Below are 15,789 nucleotides of genomic sequence, written 5' to 3'. Positions count from 1 at the left end.
ACAGAGGGCGCGCGCTGCGGCGTGCGGGCGGCCCCGGGCGCTGCGTAGGGTCTGCCCCCGGTGGCCGGCTCCGCATGCCGCGGAGGGCCCTGAGCGTGGTGCGGAGGTCGTGATGCGCGCGTTGCCCCTGCTGTCCTTGTGCGTGGGAGTGGTGCTGGGCTGTGGCCCGGCGGAGGAGCTGCCGGAGGCCGCCCCGGCGGCCGAGGTGGGCTCGCAGTCCGCGGCGCTGGTGAACCCCGCGGGCCTCACCTCGCACTTCCGCACCTGGCTGAGCAACAACGGCTACGGCAGCTACGACTTCAACCGCGGCGACCTCGCCGGCGGCTCCTACGGCGGCAAGGCGAGCGACGCGGACGCCGTCACGCGCCACCCCGTCATCTTCATCCACGGCAACTCCGACCGCGCGCTCGCCTACGGGAGCGCGAGCTACACGGGCTGGAGCGCGTCCATCAACTACTTCGAGTCGCAGGGCTACCGCCCGCGCGAGCTGTATGCGACGACGTGGGGGCCGGCGAACGTGCTCTACACCTCGCAGCAGTACCACTCGCGCGAGAACGTGATGCGGGTGCGCAAGTTCATCGAGGCCGTGAAGGCCTACACCGGCGCGGCGAAGGTCGACATCGTCGCCCACTCGATGGGCGTGACGCTCGCGCGCAAGGCCATCCTCGGAGGCTACGCGAGCGACGCCGCGGACGGCGGGCAGTACTACGTGGGCGCGAGCCTCACCGGCAGCGTGGACACCTTCGTGGGCATCTCGGGCGCCAACCGCGGGCTCACCGCCTGCTACAGCACCGGCCCCACCACCCCCACCTGCGGCTCCACCAACGGCCTGTACCCGGGCTACTGGAACGGCGTGGGCGTGAGCGGCCGCAGCGCCTTCCTGCAAAACCTCTACTCGAGCAGCGGCTACGAGGGCGCCTACCGCTACAGCCTCTTCAGCACTCAAGACGAGGTCATCGGCTACGGCGGCGTCGTCTACTACGAGTACACGAGCCGCATCCCCGGCCAGACGGGCGAGCGCGTCTTCTCCTCGAGCGGCTACACGCACAACGACACGAAGGACAAGACGGCCGCCATCCAGCTGCGCATGGTGCGCGACCACGCGACGCAGTAGCCGCAGCGCCCCGGTCGAGGGCCCGCGGCGGGTGACACCCGTCACCCGTCCGCCGCCCGGCGCCCGCTCGCGAGGAGCCTGCTTCCCGAAGCCGGGGCCGTTAGACTGTGCGGGTGAGCCGCGCGATCATCCACGTGGACATGGACGCCTTCTACGCGTCCGTGGAGCAGCGAGACCACCCGGAGCTGCGGGGCAAGCCGCTCATCGTCGGCGGGCACGAGAAGCGCGGCGTGGTGGTGGCGGCCTCCTACGAGGTGCGCCCCTTCGGGGTGCGCAGCGCCATGCCCATGGCGCGCGCCGTGAAGCTCGCACCCCACGCCATCGTCGTGCGCCCCCGCTTCTCGGCCTACAGCCAGGCGAGCGACCAGGTCTTCGGCATCTTCGAACGCTACACCCCGCTCATCGAGCCGCTCTCGCTGGACGAGGCCTTCCTCGACGTCACCGCCTCCGTGCGCCTCTTCGGCGCGCCCGCGGACATTGCACGCCGCATCCGCGCGGAGATCGCCAAGGAGGTGAGCCTCCCGGCCTCCGCGGGCATCGCCGGCGTGAAGTTCGTGGCGAAGATGGCCAGCGACCTGGCGAAGCCCAACGGCCAGCGCGAGGTGCCCACCGCTGACACCGTCGCCTTCCTCGCGCCCCTGCCCGTCTCGCGCCTCTGGGGCGTGGGACCGAAGACCGAGGAGAGCCTGCGGGCGGCGGGGCTGCGGACCATCGGAGACGTCGCCGCGCGCGACGTGCGCTGGCTCGAGGACCGCTTCGGCTCCAGCGGGCGCGGGCTGTGGGAGCTCGCCCACGGCATCGACCCGCGCGAGGTGGTGCCCGACCGCGCCGCCAAGAGCGTGGGCGCCGAGGACACCTTCGACGAGGACCTGGAGGGCCTGGAGGCGCTGCGTCCGAACGTGCACGACCAGGCCCTGCGCGTGGGGCGGCGGCTGCGGCGCGCCGGCGTGAAGGGGCGCGTGGTGCAGCTGAAGCTCAAGTTCGCGGACTTCACCCTCATCACGCGCCGCACGACGCTCGCCGAGCCCACCGACGACGGCCAGGTGCTCTACCGCGCGGCGCTCGAGCTGCTGGAGCGGGCCCACGGACATCGGCCCGTGCGGCTCACCGGCGTGAGCGCGCAGGAGCTCGACACGGGCGCGGCCCAGCTGGGGCTGTTCAGCGCGCCGCCCCCGCGCAGCGCGAAGCTGAATGCCGCGCTGGACAAGATCGCCGAGCGCTTCGGCTCCAAGGCCGTGACGACCGCGGACATCGTGGGTGGCGAAGAGCAGCCGCCCGGAGATCCTCGCAACAAGAAGCGCTGAGGGGCGCAGCTTCGCCCGGCACCCTTACCCCGACCCTCTCCCAGAGGGAGAGGGAGGACACGGCTACTCTTCGTCCGAGGTGTCGGAGGCGTCCGAGGACTCGGCGTGGGAGTCCTGTCCAGGGGGCGTGGGGTCTCCCGCCTCGGCGTTGCCACCGCTCTCACCGCGGCGGCCTCCGCGCCGGCGCCGGCGCCGCTTGCGGGGCGCGGCGGCCTCGCCCGCACCCTCGGCGCTGGGGGCCGCGGCCTTCTCCTGCGCAGGCGGGCGCGGCGCCTCGCCGCTCTTCCACTGCTCCAGCATCTCGCGGTGCTGGCCGGTGGCCTCCACGGTGAGCTCGAACACCGTGAGCGCGTCCTGGAAGATGGGGTGGCGGCGGAAGCTCGCGAGGCTGCCGCGACGGCGGCGCTCGCCGGTGAGCGTGCGCTGCGCGATGAGCAGCATGCGGCAGCGCTCGGCGATGCGGCGCGGCAGGCGCGCGGTGCGCACGAACTCGCCGAGCAGGTGCTCGATGGAGGCCGCGACCGTGGCGTTGGCCGGCACGTCCCCGCCCTCGCCGCCCTCGGTCTGCTGAGGCGGCGTGGCGCGGGAGATGGGCACCAGCAGCGCCGCGAGCAGCAGCGCGTCGTCCAGCTGCTCCCCGCGCGCGATGCGGCGGTCCAGCGCCTCGGCGAAGGCGTAGAAGGTGCGCTCGCCCTCCTTGCCGTGCTCCTTGAAGAAGCTGGCCACCGGGGGCAGGAGGATCTTCAGCGCATCCAGCGCGTCCAGCAGCTTGAAGCTGCCCGCGGACACGCCGGTGCGGATGAGGCGGAAGCTCTCCTCGAGCAGGCGCGCGGGCGCGCACAGCGGGAGATCCTCCACCGCGCCCTCCATCGCCGCGTAGGTGCGGCTCTCGAGGTCCAGCCCCAGCTTGCAGGCGAAGCGCACGGCGCGAAGGATGCGCACCGGGTCCTCGCGCAGCCGCACCTCGGGGTCGCCGATGGTGCGGATGAGCCGCTCGTCCAGGTCGCGCCGGCCGCGCACGTAGTCGATGACCCGGCCCTCGCTCACGTCGTAGAAGAGCCCGTTGATGGTGAAGTCGCGCCGGCGCGCGTCCTGCCACGCGGTGCCGAAGACGTTGTCGTGGGTGATGAGCAGCCCACCGTCCTCGCCGTCCTTCGCGTCCACCTCCTCGCCGTTCGCCTCCACCTCGGTGGGGTTCGCGCGGAAGGTGGAGACCTCGATGATCTTCCCGCCCTTGAAGTAGACGTGCGCGAGCCGGAAGCGCCGGCCGATGAGGCGACAGTTGCGGAAGGTGGCGCGCACCTCGTTCGGGGTGGCGCTGGTGGCGATGTCGAAGTCCTTCGGCTTGCGGCCCAGCAGCAGGTCGCGCACGCAGCCGCCGACGAAGTAGGCCTCGTGCCCGTGGTGCTGCAGCCGCAGCACCACCTTCAGCGCGTCCGGGTCCAGGTCCGCGGGGTTGATCTCGGCCGGCTCGCCGCTGGCCGTGGTGGTGGGCGCGACGAGCTCCGCGTCGGCGGGGCCGGAGGCGGCGGGCGAGGCAGGGGTGGAGGCAGGTTCGGCCTCGACGGGGACGGGCAGCGCAGCGACCTCGGAGGAGACGCGCAGCGCGTGCTCGGGCTGCTGCTCGGTAGACGACGACATGGGGTTGACCTCGGGCGCGGCGGCCCCCTCTGTGCCCAGGTGGGCAGCCTCGCGCGCGGTCTCGGGCGCAGGCTCAGCGGGGCCGCCAGCAGGCGGGATTTCAGTGGATTCGCGCGTCATCGCGGGCTTTTTTGAGGGCTGCGTCTATACCGCATCCCGCCCCGGAGGAAGTAGGACATGACCACTCTATTGACTGGAGCCACCGGCCTGGTGGGCGCCAACCTCGCCCACCTGCTGTGCAGCCGGGGGGAGAAGCCCAGGCTCCTCGCCCGCGAGCGCAGCGACCGGAGGGGGCTCCGGGGCCTCGTCCGGGGCCGCGACTACGAGGAGGCCCGGGGGGACATCCTCGACGCCGCCTCCCTGCGCGAGGCGCTGCGGGGCGTCACCCACGTGTACCACGCCGCCGGCACGGTGCGCTTCGATCCCTTCTCCCGCCAGGACCTGGTGCGCATCAACACCGAGGGCACGCGCAACGTGCTCGAGGCCGCGCGCGCCGCCGGCGTGCGCCGCCTGGTGTTCGTCTCCAGCGTGGCCGCGGGGGGCCACGGGACGCTGGACCACCCGGCGGACGAGAGCACGCCCTTCAACTACGCGGGCGACAACCCCTACCACCAGTCCAAGCGCGAGGCCGAGCAGCTCGCGCTCGCCGCCAACGCGCCGGGCTTCGAGGTGCTCGCCGGCTGCCCCGGCTACGTCGTGGGGCCCTATGACGTGCGCCCCTCCTCGGGCGAGCTGCTGCTCTACGTGGCGCGCGGCGTGGTGGCCGCGTACCCGAGCGGCGGCATCAACGTCGTCAACGCGGCGGACGTGGCCGAGGGGCTGCGCCTGGTGATGGAGAAGGGAGCACCGGGCGAGCGCTACATCCTGGGCGGCGAGAACCTCACCTACCGGCAGTTCCTCACCACCATCGCCGAGGAGGTGGGCGTGGCGCCGCCGCGCCTGCCCATGCCCCGGGCCGCGCTGCAGGGCGCCGGACGCCTCGGGGACGTGGTGGGGCGGCTCAGCCCGGAGCTGTTCAAGTTCGTGAACACCGCGTTCCTGCAGGCGCTCACCCTGCCCGCCTACCAGAGCTCGGGGCGCGCGATGCGCGAGCTGGGCTACCACCCGCGCCCGGTGCGCCTCGGCATCCGCGAGGCCCTGCGCTGGTTCCAGGAGGAGGGGCTCCTGCCGCGCGACCAGCCCCTCACCCCGCGCGGCATCGTGGCCTGAGTGCCCTACCCCATCGCCTCCGCGAGCAGCTGGAGCGTGCGGATGCGCGCGGCGGCCTGCGAGGGGTCCGAGCCCGCGCGCGCGGCGCCGTAGGGGACCACCATCAGCTCATGCAGCTCGTGGCGGCGGGCGAGGTCGCGCAGGCGCTCGGCGGCAGCAGCAGGCGCGTCGATGATCCAGCGGCGGGCCATGTCGTCCATGAGCTCCTGCTGCAGCGGCCCCATGGTGGTGGCCTCGGCCTCCTCCACCGTGGGCACGGGGCCCAGCGGCAGGCCGCTGCGCAGGCGGGCCATGAGCTGCAGCTGGGGCAGCGCCTGGGCGTAGGCCTCCTCGCGCGTCGGCGCCACGGAGACGTTGACGCCGATGAAGGCCTGCGGACGCGGCAGCGCCTCGGTGGGGGTGAAGCCCTGGCGGTACAGCGAGAGCGCGTGGCCGGTGGCCTGCTCGTCCCCCGAGAAGTGGTGGGCGAACACGTAGGGCAGCCCCTGACGCGCTGCGAGCCGCGCCGAGTAGTCGCTGGAGCCCAGGATCCACAGCCGCGGGGTCGAGGCGGCCCGCGGCGTCGCGCGCAGCCCGTACACCTGCCCGGAGCGCAGCTGCAGCGCCGCGCCCTCGGGGTTCAAGAGCGCGCCGATGTCGAGGACGTTGCGCTCGAAGGCCTCCACCTCGCTCACGGCGCCGCTCTGGCGCAGCAGCGCGGTGATGACCGGGTCGCTGCCGGGCGCACGCCCCAGCCCCAGGTCCACGCGGCCGGGGAAGGCGGCCTCGAGCAGCGCGAACTGCTCGGCGACGACGAGCGGGGCGTGGTTGGGCAGCATCACCCCGCCCGAGCCGAGGCGGATGCGCTGCGTGCGCGAGCCGATGAGCCCCAGCAGCACGGCGGGGTTCGTGGAGGCGACCGCCTCCATGTTGTGGTGCTCGGCGACCCAGTAGCGGTGGTAGCCGAGCGCCTCCGCTCCCTGGGCGAGCGAGAGGCTGGCCGAGAGCGCCTGCGCCGAGGTCTGCGTGCTGTGAACCGGGATGAGGTCCAGCACCGAGAGGGTGAGCCGTGGGTCCGTCATCCGGTTCCGACTAACGCCCTCACGCCGGGCAGTCCTGGAAAAGAGCCTGGTTACCAGGGCTCGAAGCAGTCGTAGTTGCGCTGCGAGCGGATGCGGCCGTCCTGGAGCTCGAAGAACATCGCGAAGTGCGCCCGCATCTCGGCGCCCGGGGCGAGCGACCCCAGCGCGATGGCCAGTGTTCCCGTCCACAGGGCCTCGACTGCGACGCGGTCGCCCTGCACCACCGCCGAGCGGATCTCATAGCGCTGCCCGCGCAGCACGCGCTGGCCCTGCTCGGCCCGCGTGAGCAGCGTGGCGAGGTCGCTCCTGCCGCCCTGCGGGTTGAGGCGGTTCGGGAGCTCGACCTGGACGGCGTCCGGGGTGAAGTACGCCGCCAGCCGGTCCCCGACGGCACCTGCCGCCAGGTCCTGCAGGTAGGACCGGATCACTGCGAGGTTGCGGTCGTCGCCGTCCATCTCGAAACCTCCGCTCATACACAGGAGCCGCCCTGCTGCACCCGGGCGGCTCCTGCGCGAAGCTCCGCGAGCCTAGTCGAGGACGCCGAGCGTCTCGCTGCGGTCCACGTGCTCACCCTTCACGGTGTAGCCGGAGTACCAGGACGTATCCAGGGTGCCGCTCTTGTCCTGCTGCAGGTGGGTGTGCGGGCCGGTGGCGTTGCCGGTGCCGCCCTCGTCGCCGATCTGGCAGCGGTCGCAGGTGCGGTCGTACGAGTTGCCGGTCTTGTTCCAGTGCCAGAGGCGGAAGCTCCAGCCGCTCGCCCAGACGTGGCGCGCCTGGTTCTGGTTGCCGCTGCCGTTGCCGTAGCAGACGTTGGTCGAGGTGTTGATCGTGATGTTCCAGTACACGGAGCCGACCACGGAGGTCTGCACGCCCCAGTAGTTGCAGGCGCCGTCACCAGCCACGTCCACCGCGCCGTGGAAGCTGCCGCTCGAGTAGTACGTCGTCGTGGTGATGGTCCCGGAGTACGGGCCCTTCACCGTGTGCGCGTCCGCCACCATTGGCAGCAGCGCCAGGCAGGCCAGCAGCGCGAGGGACTTCTTCTTCAGGTTGAGCATCACTTCGTTCCTTTCGGGGTCTCCGACCAAGGGAACTTCAACGAACCTGGGCGTACCGCTCCTTCTCCCTCAGGATCAGGTTCCACTCCTGAAGGTCCAGCTCGAGGACGCGCACCCACGCGTCGATCTCTTCGGACAGCCGCGGCTCCACGCCGCGCAGCCGCTGCAGGTCCGGGATGGCGCCGATGAACCCGAGCTGCGCGAGGCTCTGCAGCAGCGCGCGCCGCACCTCGAGGCTCGGCTCCTCGCCGTACTGCGCGAGCACCTGCTGGCGCGCCTGCGCCATCTGCTCCGCGGGCACTCCTCCGAGCGCGAGCGCCGCTGCCCGCCGCACCTGCACCGCGTCGTCGCGCAGCAACTCCCCAATCCTCCCGGCGGAGTCGGCGCTGATCGCTTGCGTGTCCAGCGTGCCGAGGATCTTCGCGGTCACCTCCGGATCATCCGAGGCGAGCGCAGCGGAGACCGCGGCGTCCGACGCGGGTCCGTGGAAGCCCGCGTACACCTCGCGCACGTCCTCGACGATGTTGGTCGCCGCCTCGGCGCGCACCTCGGGCGAGGCGTCCTTCACCAGCTGCTCGTACAGCGCGCCCGTGCTCTCCAGCGCGCTGGTGCGGCGCAGCGAGCGCACGACGGCAGCGCGCAGCTTCGGGTCCGGCTCCTCCAGCGCACGCCGCGCCACCTCCCGGATGGCGGCCGGGTCCGCGCCGCGCTCGGTGCGGGCGACCACCGCGGCAGCGAGGTCCTCCGCGAGCGCCGGGTCCCGCTCGCGCCAGAAGGCCGCCTGGAGCTCGGCGGCGGGAAGGGTGACGGCGGCCTCCTTCGCCAGCTCGTGCAGGTACTTGCGGTACGCCGCGGAGTGCGAGCTGCGCGAGCGCCGCAGCGCCGTGCCGAGGCCCTCGACGCTGCAGGTCGACTCGCGGAGCGCGGGGGCCGCTGCGCTCTGCGCGTGCGCGGGCCGCGCCGAGGCCAGGACGAAGAGGAGGAGCAACGTGAGCCGGTTCATGGGGTGGCCCTCACTCGTGGCGGTCGAGACAGTGGAAGGGGTCCTGGTCCTGCAGGCCCTGCCACACGCGGACGAAGTCCAGGGTGCCCAGGGCGTAGAGGTGCTCGAAGTCCCGGTAGGGCGCGGCGAAGCGCGGGTCGAGCTCCGCCATCCGCGCCATCACCGGGAGCGCCCGCTTGCCGGCAGTGCGCGCGGAGAAGCGGAACAGCGCCCAGCGCACGCAGACGGAGGGCTCCTTCGGGAAGGTGCTCGCGAACAGCGCGAGCACCCGCGCCTTGTCCGAGGAGAGCGAGAGGTTGTGCGCGGCGGCGTCCCGGCCCGCCTCGTTGCCCTCGCCGAGGAGGATCTGCTCGAAGCGCGCCGTGGCGTCCGCGTCCAGCAGCGGCGCGGCGTGCATGGGCATCATCTGGCCGAGGTAGCGGATCTGCTCGTCCGGTGACTCGGCGCCGATGGTGAGCAGGTCCGTGAGGTAGGGCGAGATGTCCGCGCGCTGCGCGTGCTCGCGCTTCATCACCCGGGCGATGGTGCGGGTGGCGGCCCAGCCGGCCTCTCCGGAGACCGGGTCTTTCGCGAAGCGCGTCAGCTGCGTGAGCGCCTGCGGGGTGAGCCGCCTCTGCGTATCCAGCGCGGAGAGGATGCCCGCGCGGCGCTCGGAGGGGAGGCGCGGGTCGAGCCCGAGCTCGAGCAGGCGCGACGACACCTCCGGGCGCTGCACGGCCTCCGAGTCCCGCACGGCGCGCAGGAAGAGGCCGTAGGACCGGTCCTCCGCGGTCTGCGCCCAGCCGAGCACCTCCAGCGCGCGGGCGGGATCTCCCCCGATGAGCTCGCCCAGCCGCTCCTTCAGGTAGTCGCGCACGAACCCGTCGCGGGAGGCAAGCATCGGCGCGGACCACTCGCGGAAGGTGGCGAGCGTGACCTCGGCGTCGAAGCGCTCGAGGTCGTTCCAGCACACGGCCGGCTCGAACTCGGGCGCATGCGCGGGCGCCTCGGCTGCGGCGGCCGAGGCGGCGCTGCCCTGCGCAGCACGGCCGCCGCCGCGCCCCGACTGCTGCGCGCCTGCAGGGGCCGAAGCCGCTGCCGCTGCCGCTCCCTCGCGCCCCTCTCCCCTGCCCCACCCGAGCGCTGCGGCGAGCGCGAGGACGGCGAGGCCGAGGCCGATGGCCAGGGCGCGCCTCCGCGCAGACCTGCGTGTGGACGGGCCCGACGTCGGCTCTGGTGCGGACATGCGCCTGCGCTCCTCTCGGGGTGCGCTTCACCCGGCGAGGACCCTATTTCGCGTCCACTGGCGAACGCTTCCCACCCCACCCCCGCTTCGTTGATTTGTGAATCAATCGCCTGGAAGGCGGGCGTGCGGGGCTCCTCGGGCGTTGGGGCGTTGCCGACGTGCAAGGTGCACCGCGGCACACGTTGAATCGCGGAGCGCCGCCCTAGGTTGAATGCTGGAGGGTTCCTGTCCCGATGCAGGTTGCCCCGCCCCGTTCCCGCCCCTGCCCGTGCTCCGTGCGCGTCGTGGCCGGTGTGCTCGCGCTGCTGCTGCCGGCGCTCGCCCTGGCCCAGGCGCCGCGCGTCGTGCAGATCGAGGCGACCACCGACGGGCGCACGCACCCGGAGGTCATCGTCGCGTACTCGCGCGTGGGCGTGGGGGACACCTTCGGTCCCGAGGACGAGGTGCGCGCCCGGCGCTACCTGGACGCCACAGGGCTGTTCAAGGACGTGAAGCTCACGGCCGTGCCCGCCGGCCCCGGCGAGATCCGCCTGCTCATCGAGGTGACGGAGAAGCTCTCCTGGATCGTCGCGCCGATCTTCACGTCCTCTTCCTCGAACACGGGCGGCGGGCTCATCTACGCAGAGAACAACGTGCTGGGGCTCAGCAAGAAGTTCGTCGTGGGCGCGCAGACGACGACGAACGAGTCGGGCGTCTACGTGGGCTTCCTGGACCCGAACGTCTTCAACAACCCCCAGTTCCGGCTCTCCTTCGAGGGCCAGCTCAAGAGCGACCGGATGCAGGAGTACGGGGACGGGCCCGGCGACCCGGACCCCCAGGTGCTGCGCAGCACGCGCATCAACACCTTCGGCGTGGTGACCGAGTTCACCATCAACTGGCGCGACACCTTCCGCACCGCGGTGAAGTACCGCTTCACGCGGGTGCACCCGCTCGCGCCGCAGGAGGGCTACCCGGTGACCGCGCCCGCGGAGGTCGCGCACGAGACCACCTCGGATGCCTCGATGCGGCTCATGGCGGGCATCGACACGCGCCAGAACCTGGGGCCCATCCTCGAGGGCCTCAACCTGGAGGCGTCCACGGAGTTCTCCCTCGCCGAGCTTGGGTCCGCCTACGACTACCAGAAGTACGGGCTGCTCTACCGGCAGGGGTTCCGCGTCCGCGAGTCGCAGAACCTCACGCTGCGCGTGGAGGGGCAGTACGCGCGCGACCTGCCCTTCCACACCGAGCTGCTCAGCGGCGGTGGCAACCTGCGCGGCTTCCTCCACCGCCAGTTCCGCGGCGACACCCGGGCCTCCGTCACGGCCGAGTACCACTTCCCGCTCTTCGACATCCGCGCCCTGCAGGTGCGCGGGGTGGGCTTCTCGGACACCGCCATCACCTACTTCCGGGACCTGCCGGCCTCGGGCCAGCTGCTGGACCAGGACGGTCAGCTCGCGCGCGGCTACCTCCCGGGCCAGGCCCAGGGCCGGAGCGGAGCCGAGGTCGCGCAGGGCGTGGGCGTGGGCCTGAGGCTGTACCTGGCCACCGTGGTGCTGCCGCTGCTCGGCGTGGACGTGGCGTACGGCGTGAACCCGGGCGAGGTGCGCGTGTACCTGTCCATCGGCGTCTCGCCCTGAGGCGGCGCGGGAGCTAGCGGCGCAGCTCGAGCTGGCGCTGCAGCCACTGGAAGCGATCCTGCGCGCCGCGCTTGAGCTCGAGGCCGTGGTCCGTGGGGTAGCGGCGCTCGAGCTTGGGCTCCCCGGCGGAGGCGTAGATCTCGTCCGCCTCCTTCGCGCTCACGTAGCGATCCTTCGTGGCGAACTGGAAGAACACGGGCGCGGGCGAGAGCTCGGGCAGGTAGCGCGTGGGATCCAGCACGGACATCTGCTTCACGTAGGCGTCCGGGTCCTTGGGCTGGCGCTTGCCCAGCATGTACCAGGTGCTGAAGTGGGGGTTCGCCGCCATGAACACGTAGGCGCGCGGCCGCCCGTCCACCGCGCCCATGAGGGCGCCGTACATCGCGCCGAAGTCGTGGCCCACGAAGCCGATGCGCTTCGGGTCCACGCCTGGCTGGGCCACCAGCAGGTCCAGCGCGCGCCGCAGCCGCTGCACCTGCTGTACCGAGCGCTCGTAGTCGGTCTCGTAGGTGCGCTTGGCGTACCAGCCCGGCTCGGACCACATCGCGTCCACCAGCACCGAGACCACGCCCTGGCTCGCCATCACCACCGCGTCGTCGAGGAACTGCTTGCGGTTGGTCGTCTCGGGGTCGCCGAGCCAGTGCACGTAGAGCAGGCCCGCGTAGGGCCCCCGGCCCGCGGGCTGCACCACGTAGGCGCGCATCCGGTCCGAGGCGTCGAGCCCCGCGAAGGTGACGTCGCGCACCAGGGCGTTCTTGTGCTTCTGCTCCCCCTCCACCTTCTCCGCGAGCGGCAGCTGCGCGGGGTAGCGCGAGAGGGCCGCGGGGTGCGTCGTGGAGGGCTCCGCGCGCACCACCGGCAGCGGCTTCTTGGGCGGCGCGTGCTTGCCGGGCGCGGCGAGGGCGGCGGCGCCCAGCAGCAGGCCCAGCGTGACGGCTCCTCGGGTGCTCCGCGTCGTGGTGTGCATGCGCCCTCCGGGGCTGCGGCCCTGCGCCAGCGGGCCGCAACGCCGGAGCATAGCGCACCCGTCCCGGCGCCGCGGACTCCCCCCTGCCCTAGTGTGACTTGCGCGCCTTGTGGGTGCGCGGCAGGGCGTGCTCGATGAGCTCCAGGTAGTTCACGGGCCGTGCGGGCGGCGGGGGCGGCGGGGTGCCCAGCGCGGCGAGGCGCTGGGTGAAGGCCTTGAGGATGTCCGGCACGGGGCGCATCACGTTGAGCAGGGGGTTGCGCCCCTCCACCGCCTGGCTCAGCGCGGCGGCCGCCTGCTGCAGCGGGAGCCCGCGGCGCAGCAGGTCCTGGAAGGAGTTGGAGAGCGTGATGAGGTTGTGGCCGGCCGTCTGCACCATCTCCACCGCGATGCGCAGCACCTGCGGCGCGGTGAGGTGCCCGTCCGCCATCAGCACCAGGGCCGCCTGGAAGTAGTTGAAGATGGGCACCACGCGCGGCCCGTAGCGCGCGAACTGCGCGGGCGGGGTGAGCCGGTCCAGGTGGATGAAGATGCGGCGCACGGGGTCCCCCACCGCGATCGCCTTCCACGCCTTGTGCACGCGCGCCGCGTCGTCCGGGTACACGCCGCCGGCCTCGAGCACCTGGCCCAGCACCCGCTCGTCCACGCGCCCCGCGATGAGGTCCGCGTAGAGCGAGTAGATGAAGGCGTCCGCCTCGGCGTCGTCCCCGAAGAGCACCTCCTCGGCGTCCACCGGCGCGTTCAGGCGGCTCTCGAGGATGACGGGCAGCTTGTAGCCCACCTGCCCGCGCAGCGCGCGGAAGCGCCCGCGCAGCAGGTTGCCCACGTTGTCCTTGAGCACCAGCTCGTCCCAGTGCACGCCGTCCAGCTTCAGCTTCTCCTCGAGCACCGCGCGCATCTGCCGCGGGCTGCCGGAGACGATGCACAGGCGGCTGTCGCCGTTGGACGCGAGCTCCTTGATCAGCGCGCTCGCGCCCGGCACCGCCACCTTCTCGTGCGCCTTCTGGAAGGCGGTGCGCACCAGGTCGCGGAAGGAGTCGAACTCCGTGCGCAGGTAGGTCTTGTCCAGGTCCCAGCGGTAGATGCGCTTGGGAGGACGCGGGTCGATGCGGTCCGGGAGGCTCACGGGCGCCTCACCGCGCGAGCCCTCCGGAGAGGCCCTCTTGGATGGAGCGGCCCAGGTCGTTGGCCACCGCCTTCGCGGCCACCTTGCCCGCGTTCGCGATGGCGCGCGCGCGCGCGCGGCCGTGCGCCTTGATGAAGATGCGGTCGAAGCCGAGCACCGGCGCCCCGCCGTACTGCTCCCAGTCCGTGATGTCCTTGATGCGCTCGATGCCGCTGGAGAGCATGGCCAGGCCCGCGCGCCACATGAGGCGCTCCTTGTAGGCGTACTTGGCCAGCTCCACCACGGTGTCGTGCACGCCCTCGAGCATCTTGAGGCACACGTTGCCCACGAAGCCGTCGCACACCACCACGTCCGCCGTCCCCTTGGGGATGTCCACGCCCTCCACGTTGCCGACGAAGTTCACGCCGGGAAGGGCCGCGAGCCGCTGATGCGCCTCCACCACGCGCGGCGGGCCCTTCTGCGGCTCGGAGCCGTTGGAGAGCAGCGCCACGGTGGGCCGCTCGTTGCGGCTCACGATGCGCGCGTACGCGGTGCCCATGACGGCGAAGGCCACCAGGTCCTCGGCCGTGGCGTCCACCGTGGCGCCCACGTCCAGGATGAGGCTGAAGGGGTCGTCCTTCTCGCCGCGGCTGCGGCGCGTGGGGTACACGGCGGCGAGCGCCGCGCGGCGCACGCCCGGGATGAGGGTGAAGTTGCGCGCGCACGCGAGCACGCAGGCGCCCGTGTTTCCCGCGGAGACGAGCGCCTCCGCCTCGCCCTCGGCGACGAGCCGCGCCGCCACCGCCACGCTCGCCTGCGGCTTGCGCGCGAGCGCCTCGCCGGGCTTCTCGTCCATGGCCACGAAGTCCGGCGCGTGGTGCACCGAGATGCGCTCGCCCGAGTGGCGCGTCTCCGCGAGCGCCGCGTCGATGACTGCCCGGTCGCCCACCAGCAGGGCGTGGATGTGGGGGCTCTCGAGCGAGAGCTGCGCCGCGCCGCGCACCACCTCCTCGGGGCCGTGGTCGGCGCCCATCACGTCGAAGGCAATGGTGACGGTCTTCGCCATGGTCCCCCCCATCTTAGGCCCTCACCCGCGCCGGGCCCCACCCATTCTCACCCGCCCGAGCAGCAGGAGGGCAGCCCCCGTGGCCACCAGACACAGGGCCGCCGCCACCGCGTAGGGCGCCGAGGGCCCCGCCTGCGTGAAGAGCAGGCCGCCCAGGGCGGGCCCCAGGATGCGGCCGAGCGAGCCGAAGGCCTGGAAGGCCCCCAGGGCCTCCCCCTGCCGCCCCGCGGGCGCGTGCAGGGACACGAGCGCGCTCAAGGAGGGGTTCACCAGCGCGCTGCCCAGCGCGAGCAGCGCCATGGGCAGGAAGAGCAGCGCGTAGCTCGGCGCGAGGGGCAAGAGCGCGAGCCCCAGGGTCACCCCGGCGAGCCCCACCACCGCGAGCCCCGCCTCGCCCGGCCCCGCCCTCCCCCCGTGCCGGCGCCGCCCGCGCGCGGCCATGCGCCCGTAGAGCCCCTGCAGCGCCGCGGACAGCACCCCCACGAAGGCGAAGAGGTAGCCGGTGCGCAGGCTCGCCTCGCGCAGGAGCGCCTCGGGCGCGCGGGCGTGCAGCGCGAAGAGGCCGCCGCCCCCTGCCTCGAGCGCCACGGGGCCCTGCGCGAGGAAGCGCGAGAGGACGAAGACGGAGAAGGTGCCCTCCATCTGGGCGAAGGCGGTGAGGAAGAGCAGGAAGAGGGCGAGGGCTGCGCCCACCACCGGCAGGCGCAGGAGCCCCGAGGCCCCGCGCACCGTGCGCTGGGGCGCGGGCGCGCTGTCCTCGCGGCGCGACTCGGGCAGGCGCAGGAAGGCCCAGACCAGGTTGAGCCCGCTCAAGGAGGCGGCGAAGAGGCCGATGGCGAGGTTTCCGCCCCAGTAGCCCAGCTGCGCGCCCAGCGCGGGTCCGAGCACGAAGCCCAGGCCGAAGGCCATGCCGATGCGCGCCATGCCGCGCGCGCGCTCCTCGGGCCGGGTGACGTCCGCCACGTAGGCCTGCGCGGTGGCGATGTTCGCCCCGCTCACCCCGTCCACCACCCGGCTCACGAAGAGCAGCGGCAGCGAGTGCGCGAAGGCGAAGAGCACGTAGCCCGCGAGGCTGCCGGCGAGGCTCACCAGCAGCACGGGCCTGCGCCCGTAGCGGTCGCTCAAGCGCCCGAGCCAGGGTGCGAAGAGCAGCTGCATCAGCGAGTACACGCTCAAGAGCAGCGCCGCGCTCAGGGGCGAGGCGCCGAACTTCACCGCGTACACGCCCAGCTGCGGGATGAGCAGGCCGAACCCGATGAGGTCCAGCGCCACGATGCTGAAGATGACCCCGAGCGAGCCCGGCGCCGCCCCCTGCTCCCGCTGTGCCTCGTGACCCACCCCGGCGCCCTGCCCTTTCTCTGTGGCCCCTGGAACGAACCGGGCCGCCACCTCCTTCGTGGGGAGGGGCGGCCCGGAAGCGGGC

The 15,789-nt window shown here is 72.9% G+C and carries 14 protein-coding genes; 4 read left to right on the top strand and 10 right to left on the bottom strand.

What is annotated here, in order from left to right; translation table 11 throughout:
• Nucleotides 1–112 precede the first annotated feature (112 nt).
• Both FGE12_RS21300 and FGE12_RS21295 read left to right on the top strand, forming a co-directional pair.
• Nucleotides 113–1,114: a lipase family protein gene (locus FGE12_RS21300; protein WP_153868361.1), complete on the top strand. Its 1,002-nt coding sequence runs from the start codon at nucleotides 113–115 to the stop codon at nucleotides 1,112–1,114.
• Nucleotides 1,115–1,227: 113 nt separating this feature from the next.
• Nucleotides 1,228–2,418, top strand: a complete 1,191-nt coding sequence (locus FGE12_RS21295) for a DNA polymerase IV (protein ID WP_370459094.1) — start codon at nucleotides 1,228–1,230, stop codon at nucleotides 2,416–2,418.
• A gap of 63 nt (nucleotides 2,419–2,481) precedes the next feature.
• Here FGE12_RS21295 and pcnB read toward each other — a convergent pair whose 3' ends face one another.
• Nucleotides 2,482–4,179, bottom strand: a complete 1,698-nt coding sequence (gene pcnB, locus FGE12_RS21290) for a polynucleotide adenylyltransferase PcnB (RefSeq protein WP_153868360.1) — start codon at nucleotides 4,177–4,179, stop codon at nucleotides 2,482–2,484.
• 57 nt (nucleotides 4,180–4,236) lie between these two features.
• Here pcnB and FGE12_RS21285 point away from each other — a divergent pair, with 57 nt between their 5' ends.
• Complete coding sequence (locus tag FGE12_RS21285; protein ID WP_153868359.1) at nucleotides 4,237–5,268, top strand: NAD-dependent epimerase/dehydratase family protein; 1,032 nt, start codon at nucleotides 4,237–4,239, stop codon at nucleotides 5,266–5,268.
• Between the two features lie 5 nt (nucleotides 5,269–5,273).
• Here the strand turns inward: FGE12_RS21285 and FGE12_RS21280 are convergent, their stop codons facing one another.
• The 5 genes from FGE12_RS21280 to FGE12_RS21260 are packed head-to-tail and all read right to left on the bottom strand — an operon-like array spanning nucleotide 5,274 to nucleotide 9,612.
• On the bottom strand, nucleotides 5,274–6,329 hold the full coding sequence (locus tag FGE12_RS21280; protein WP_153868358.1) for an LLM class flavin-dependent oxidoreductase: 1,056 nt from the start codon (nucleotides 6,327–6,329) through the stop codon (nucleotides 5,274–5,276).
• 50 nt (nucleotides 6,330–6,379) lie between these two features.
• Nucleotides 6,380–6,802, bottom strand: a complete 423-nt coding sequence (locus tag FGE12_RS21275) for a nuclear transport factor 2 family protein (RefSeq protein ID WP_228530962.1) — start codon at nucleotides 6,800–6,802, stop codon at nucleotides 6,380–6,382.
• Nucleotides 6,803–6,856: 54 nt separating this feature from the next.
• Complete coding sequence (locus tag FGE12_RS21270; protein WP_153868357.1) at nucleotides 6,857–7,384, bottom strand: hypothetical protein; 528 nt, start codon at nucleotides 7,382–7,384, stop codon at nucleotides 6,857–6,859.
• Nucleotides 7,385–7,421: 37 nt separating this feature from the next.
• Nucleotides 7,422–8,387 (bottom strand): HEAT repeat domain-containing protein, encoded by a 966-nt coding sequence (locus tag FGE12_RS21265; RefSeq protein ID WP_153868356.1) that lies wholly within the window; start codon nucleotides 8,385–8,387, stop codon nucleotides 7,422–7,424.
• A gap of 10 nt (nucleotides 8,388–8,397) precedes the next feature.
• The gene (locus FGE12_RS21260; protein WP_153868355.1) at nucleotides 8,398–9,612 is read right to left on the bottom strand and encodes a hypothetical protein; all 1,215 of its coding nucleotides are present in this window, start codon (nucleotides 9,610–9,612) and stop codon (nucleotides 8,398–8,400) included.
• A gap of 284 nt (nucleotides 9,613–9,896) precedes the next feature.
• Here FGE12_RS21260 and FGE12_RS21255 point away from each other — a divergent pair, with 284 nt between their 5' ends.
• Nucleotides 9,897–11,228 (top strand): BamA/TamA family outer membrane protein, encoded by a 1,332-nt coding sequence (locus tag FGE12_RS21255; RefSeq protein WP_370459093.1) that lies wholly within the window; start codon nucleotides 9,897–9,899, stop codon nucleotides 11,226–11,228.
• Nucleotides 11,229–11,241: 13 nt separating this feature from the next.
• On the opposite strand, the gene FGE12_RS21250 is transcribed toward FGE12_RS21255, so the two are convergent.
• The 4 genes from FGE12_RS21250 to FGE12_RS21235 all read right to left on the bottom strand — a co-directional run bounded on the left by FGE12_RS21250 (nucleotide 11,242) and on the right by FGE12_RS21235 (nucleotide 15,704).
• A complete protein-coding gene (locus tag FGE12_RS21250) occupies nucleotides 11,242–12,195 on the bottom strand; it encodes a S9 family peptidase (protein WP_153868353.1) in 954 nt (317 codons plus the stop codon).
• 88 nt (nucleotides 12,196–12,283) lie between these two features.
• Entirely contained in the window at nucleotides 12,284–13,321 is a 1,038-nt protein-coding gene (locus FGE12_RS21245; RefSeq protein WP_194798129.1) for a phosphatase domain-containing protein, read from the bottom strand.
• Between the two features lie 7 nt (nucleotides 13,322–13,328).
• Nucleotides 13,329–14,366 (bottom strand): phosphate acyltransferase PlsX, encoded by a 1,038-nt coding sequence (plsX, locus tag FGE12_RS21240; protein WP_228530961.1) that lies wholly within the window; start codon nucleotides 14,364–14,366, stop codon nucleotides 13,329–13,331.
• Between the two features lie 21 nt (nucleotides 14,367–14,387).
• A complete protein-coding gene (locus FGE12_RS21235) occupies nucleotides 14,388–15,704 on the bottom strand; it encodes an MFS transporter (protein ID WP_194798128.1) in 1,317 nt (438 codons plus the stop codon).
• Between the last annotated feature and the right edge of the window lie 85 nt (nucleotides 15,705–15,789).

It is taken from the genome of Aggregicoccus sp. 17bor-14, assembly GCF_009659535.1.
Taxonomy (GTDB): domain Bacteria; phylum Myxococcota; class Myxococcia; order Myxococcales; family Myxococcaceae; genus Aggregicoccus.
This window is presented reverse-complemented; position numbering and strand designations above follow the sequence as displayed.

Excerpts from the sequence above, each read along its gene's own strand:
- FGE12_RS21300 (WP_153868361.1), top strand. The coding sequence starts at position 113 with ATGCGCGCGTTGCCCCTGCTGTCCTTGTGCGTGGGAGTGGTGCTGGGC.
- pcnB (WP_153868360.1), bottom strand. The coding sequence starts at position 4,179 with ATGACGCGCGAATCCACTGAAATCCCGCCTGCTGGCGGCCCCGCTGAG.
- FGE12_RS21285 (WP_153868359.1), top strand. The coding sequence starts at position 4,237 with ATGACCACTCTATTGACTGGAGCCACCGGCCTGGTGGGCGCCAACCTC.
- FGE12_RS21280 (WP_153868358.1), bottom strand. The coding sequence starts at position 6,329 with ATGACGGACCCACGGCTCACCCTCTCGGTGCTGGACCTCATCCCGGTT.
- FGE12_RS21275 (WP_228530962.1), bottom strand. The coding sequence starts at position 6,802 with ATGAGCGGAGGTTTCGAGATGGACGGCGACGACCGCAACCTCGCAGTG.
- FGE12_RS21270 (WP_153868357.1), bottom strand. The coding sequence starts at position 7,384 with ATGCTCAACCTGAAGAAGAAGTCCCTCGCGCTGCTGGCCTGCCTGGCG.
- FGE12_RS21265 (WP_153868356.1), bottom strand. The coding sequence starts at position 8,387 with ATGAACCGGCTCACGTTGCTCCTCCTCTTCGTCCTGGCCTCGGCGCGG.
- FGE12_RS21260 (WP_153868355.1), bottom strand. The coding sequence starts at position 9,612 with ATGTCCGCACCAGAGCCGACGTCGGGCCCGTCCACACGCAGGTCTGCG.
- FGE12_RS21250 (WP_153868353.1), bottom strand. The coding sequence starts at position 12,195 with ATGCACACCACGACGCGGAGCACCCGAGGAGCCGTCACGCTGGGCCTG.
- plsX (WP_228530961.1), bottom strand. The coding sequence starts at position 14,366 with ATGGCGAAGACCGTCACCATTGCCTTCGACGTGATGGGCGCCGACCAC.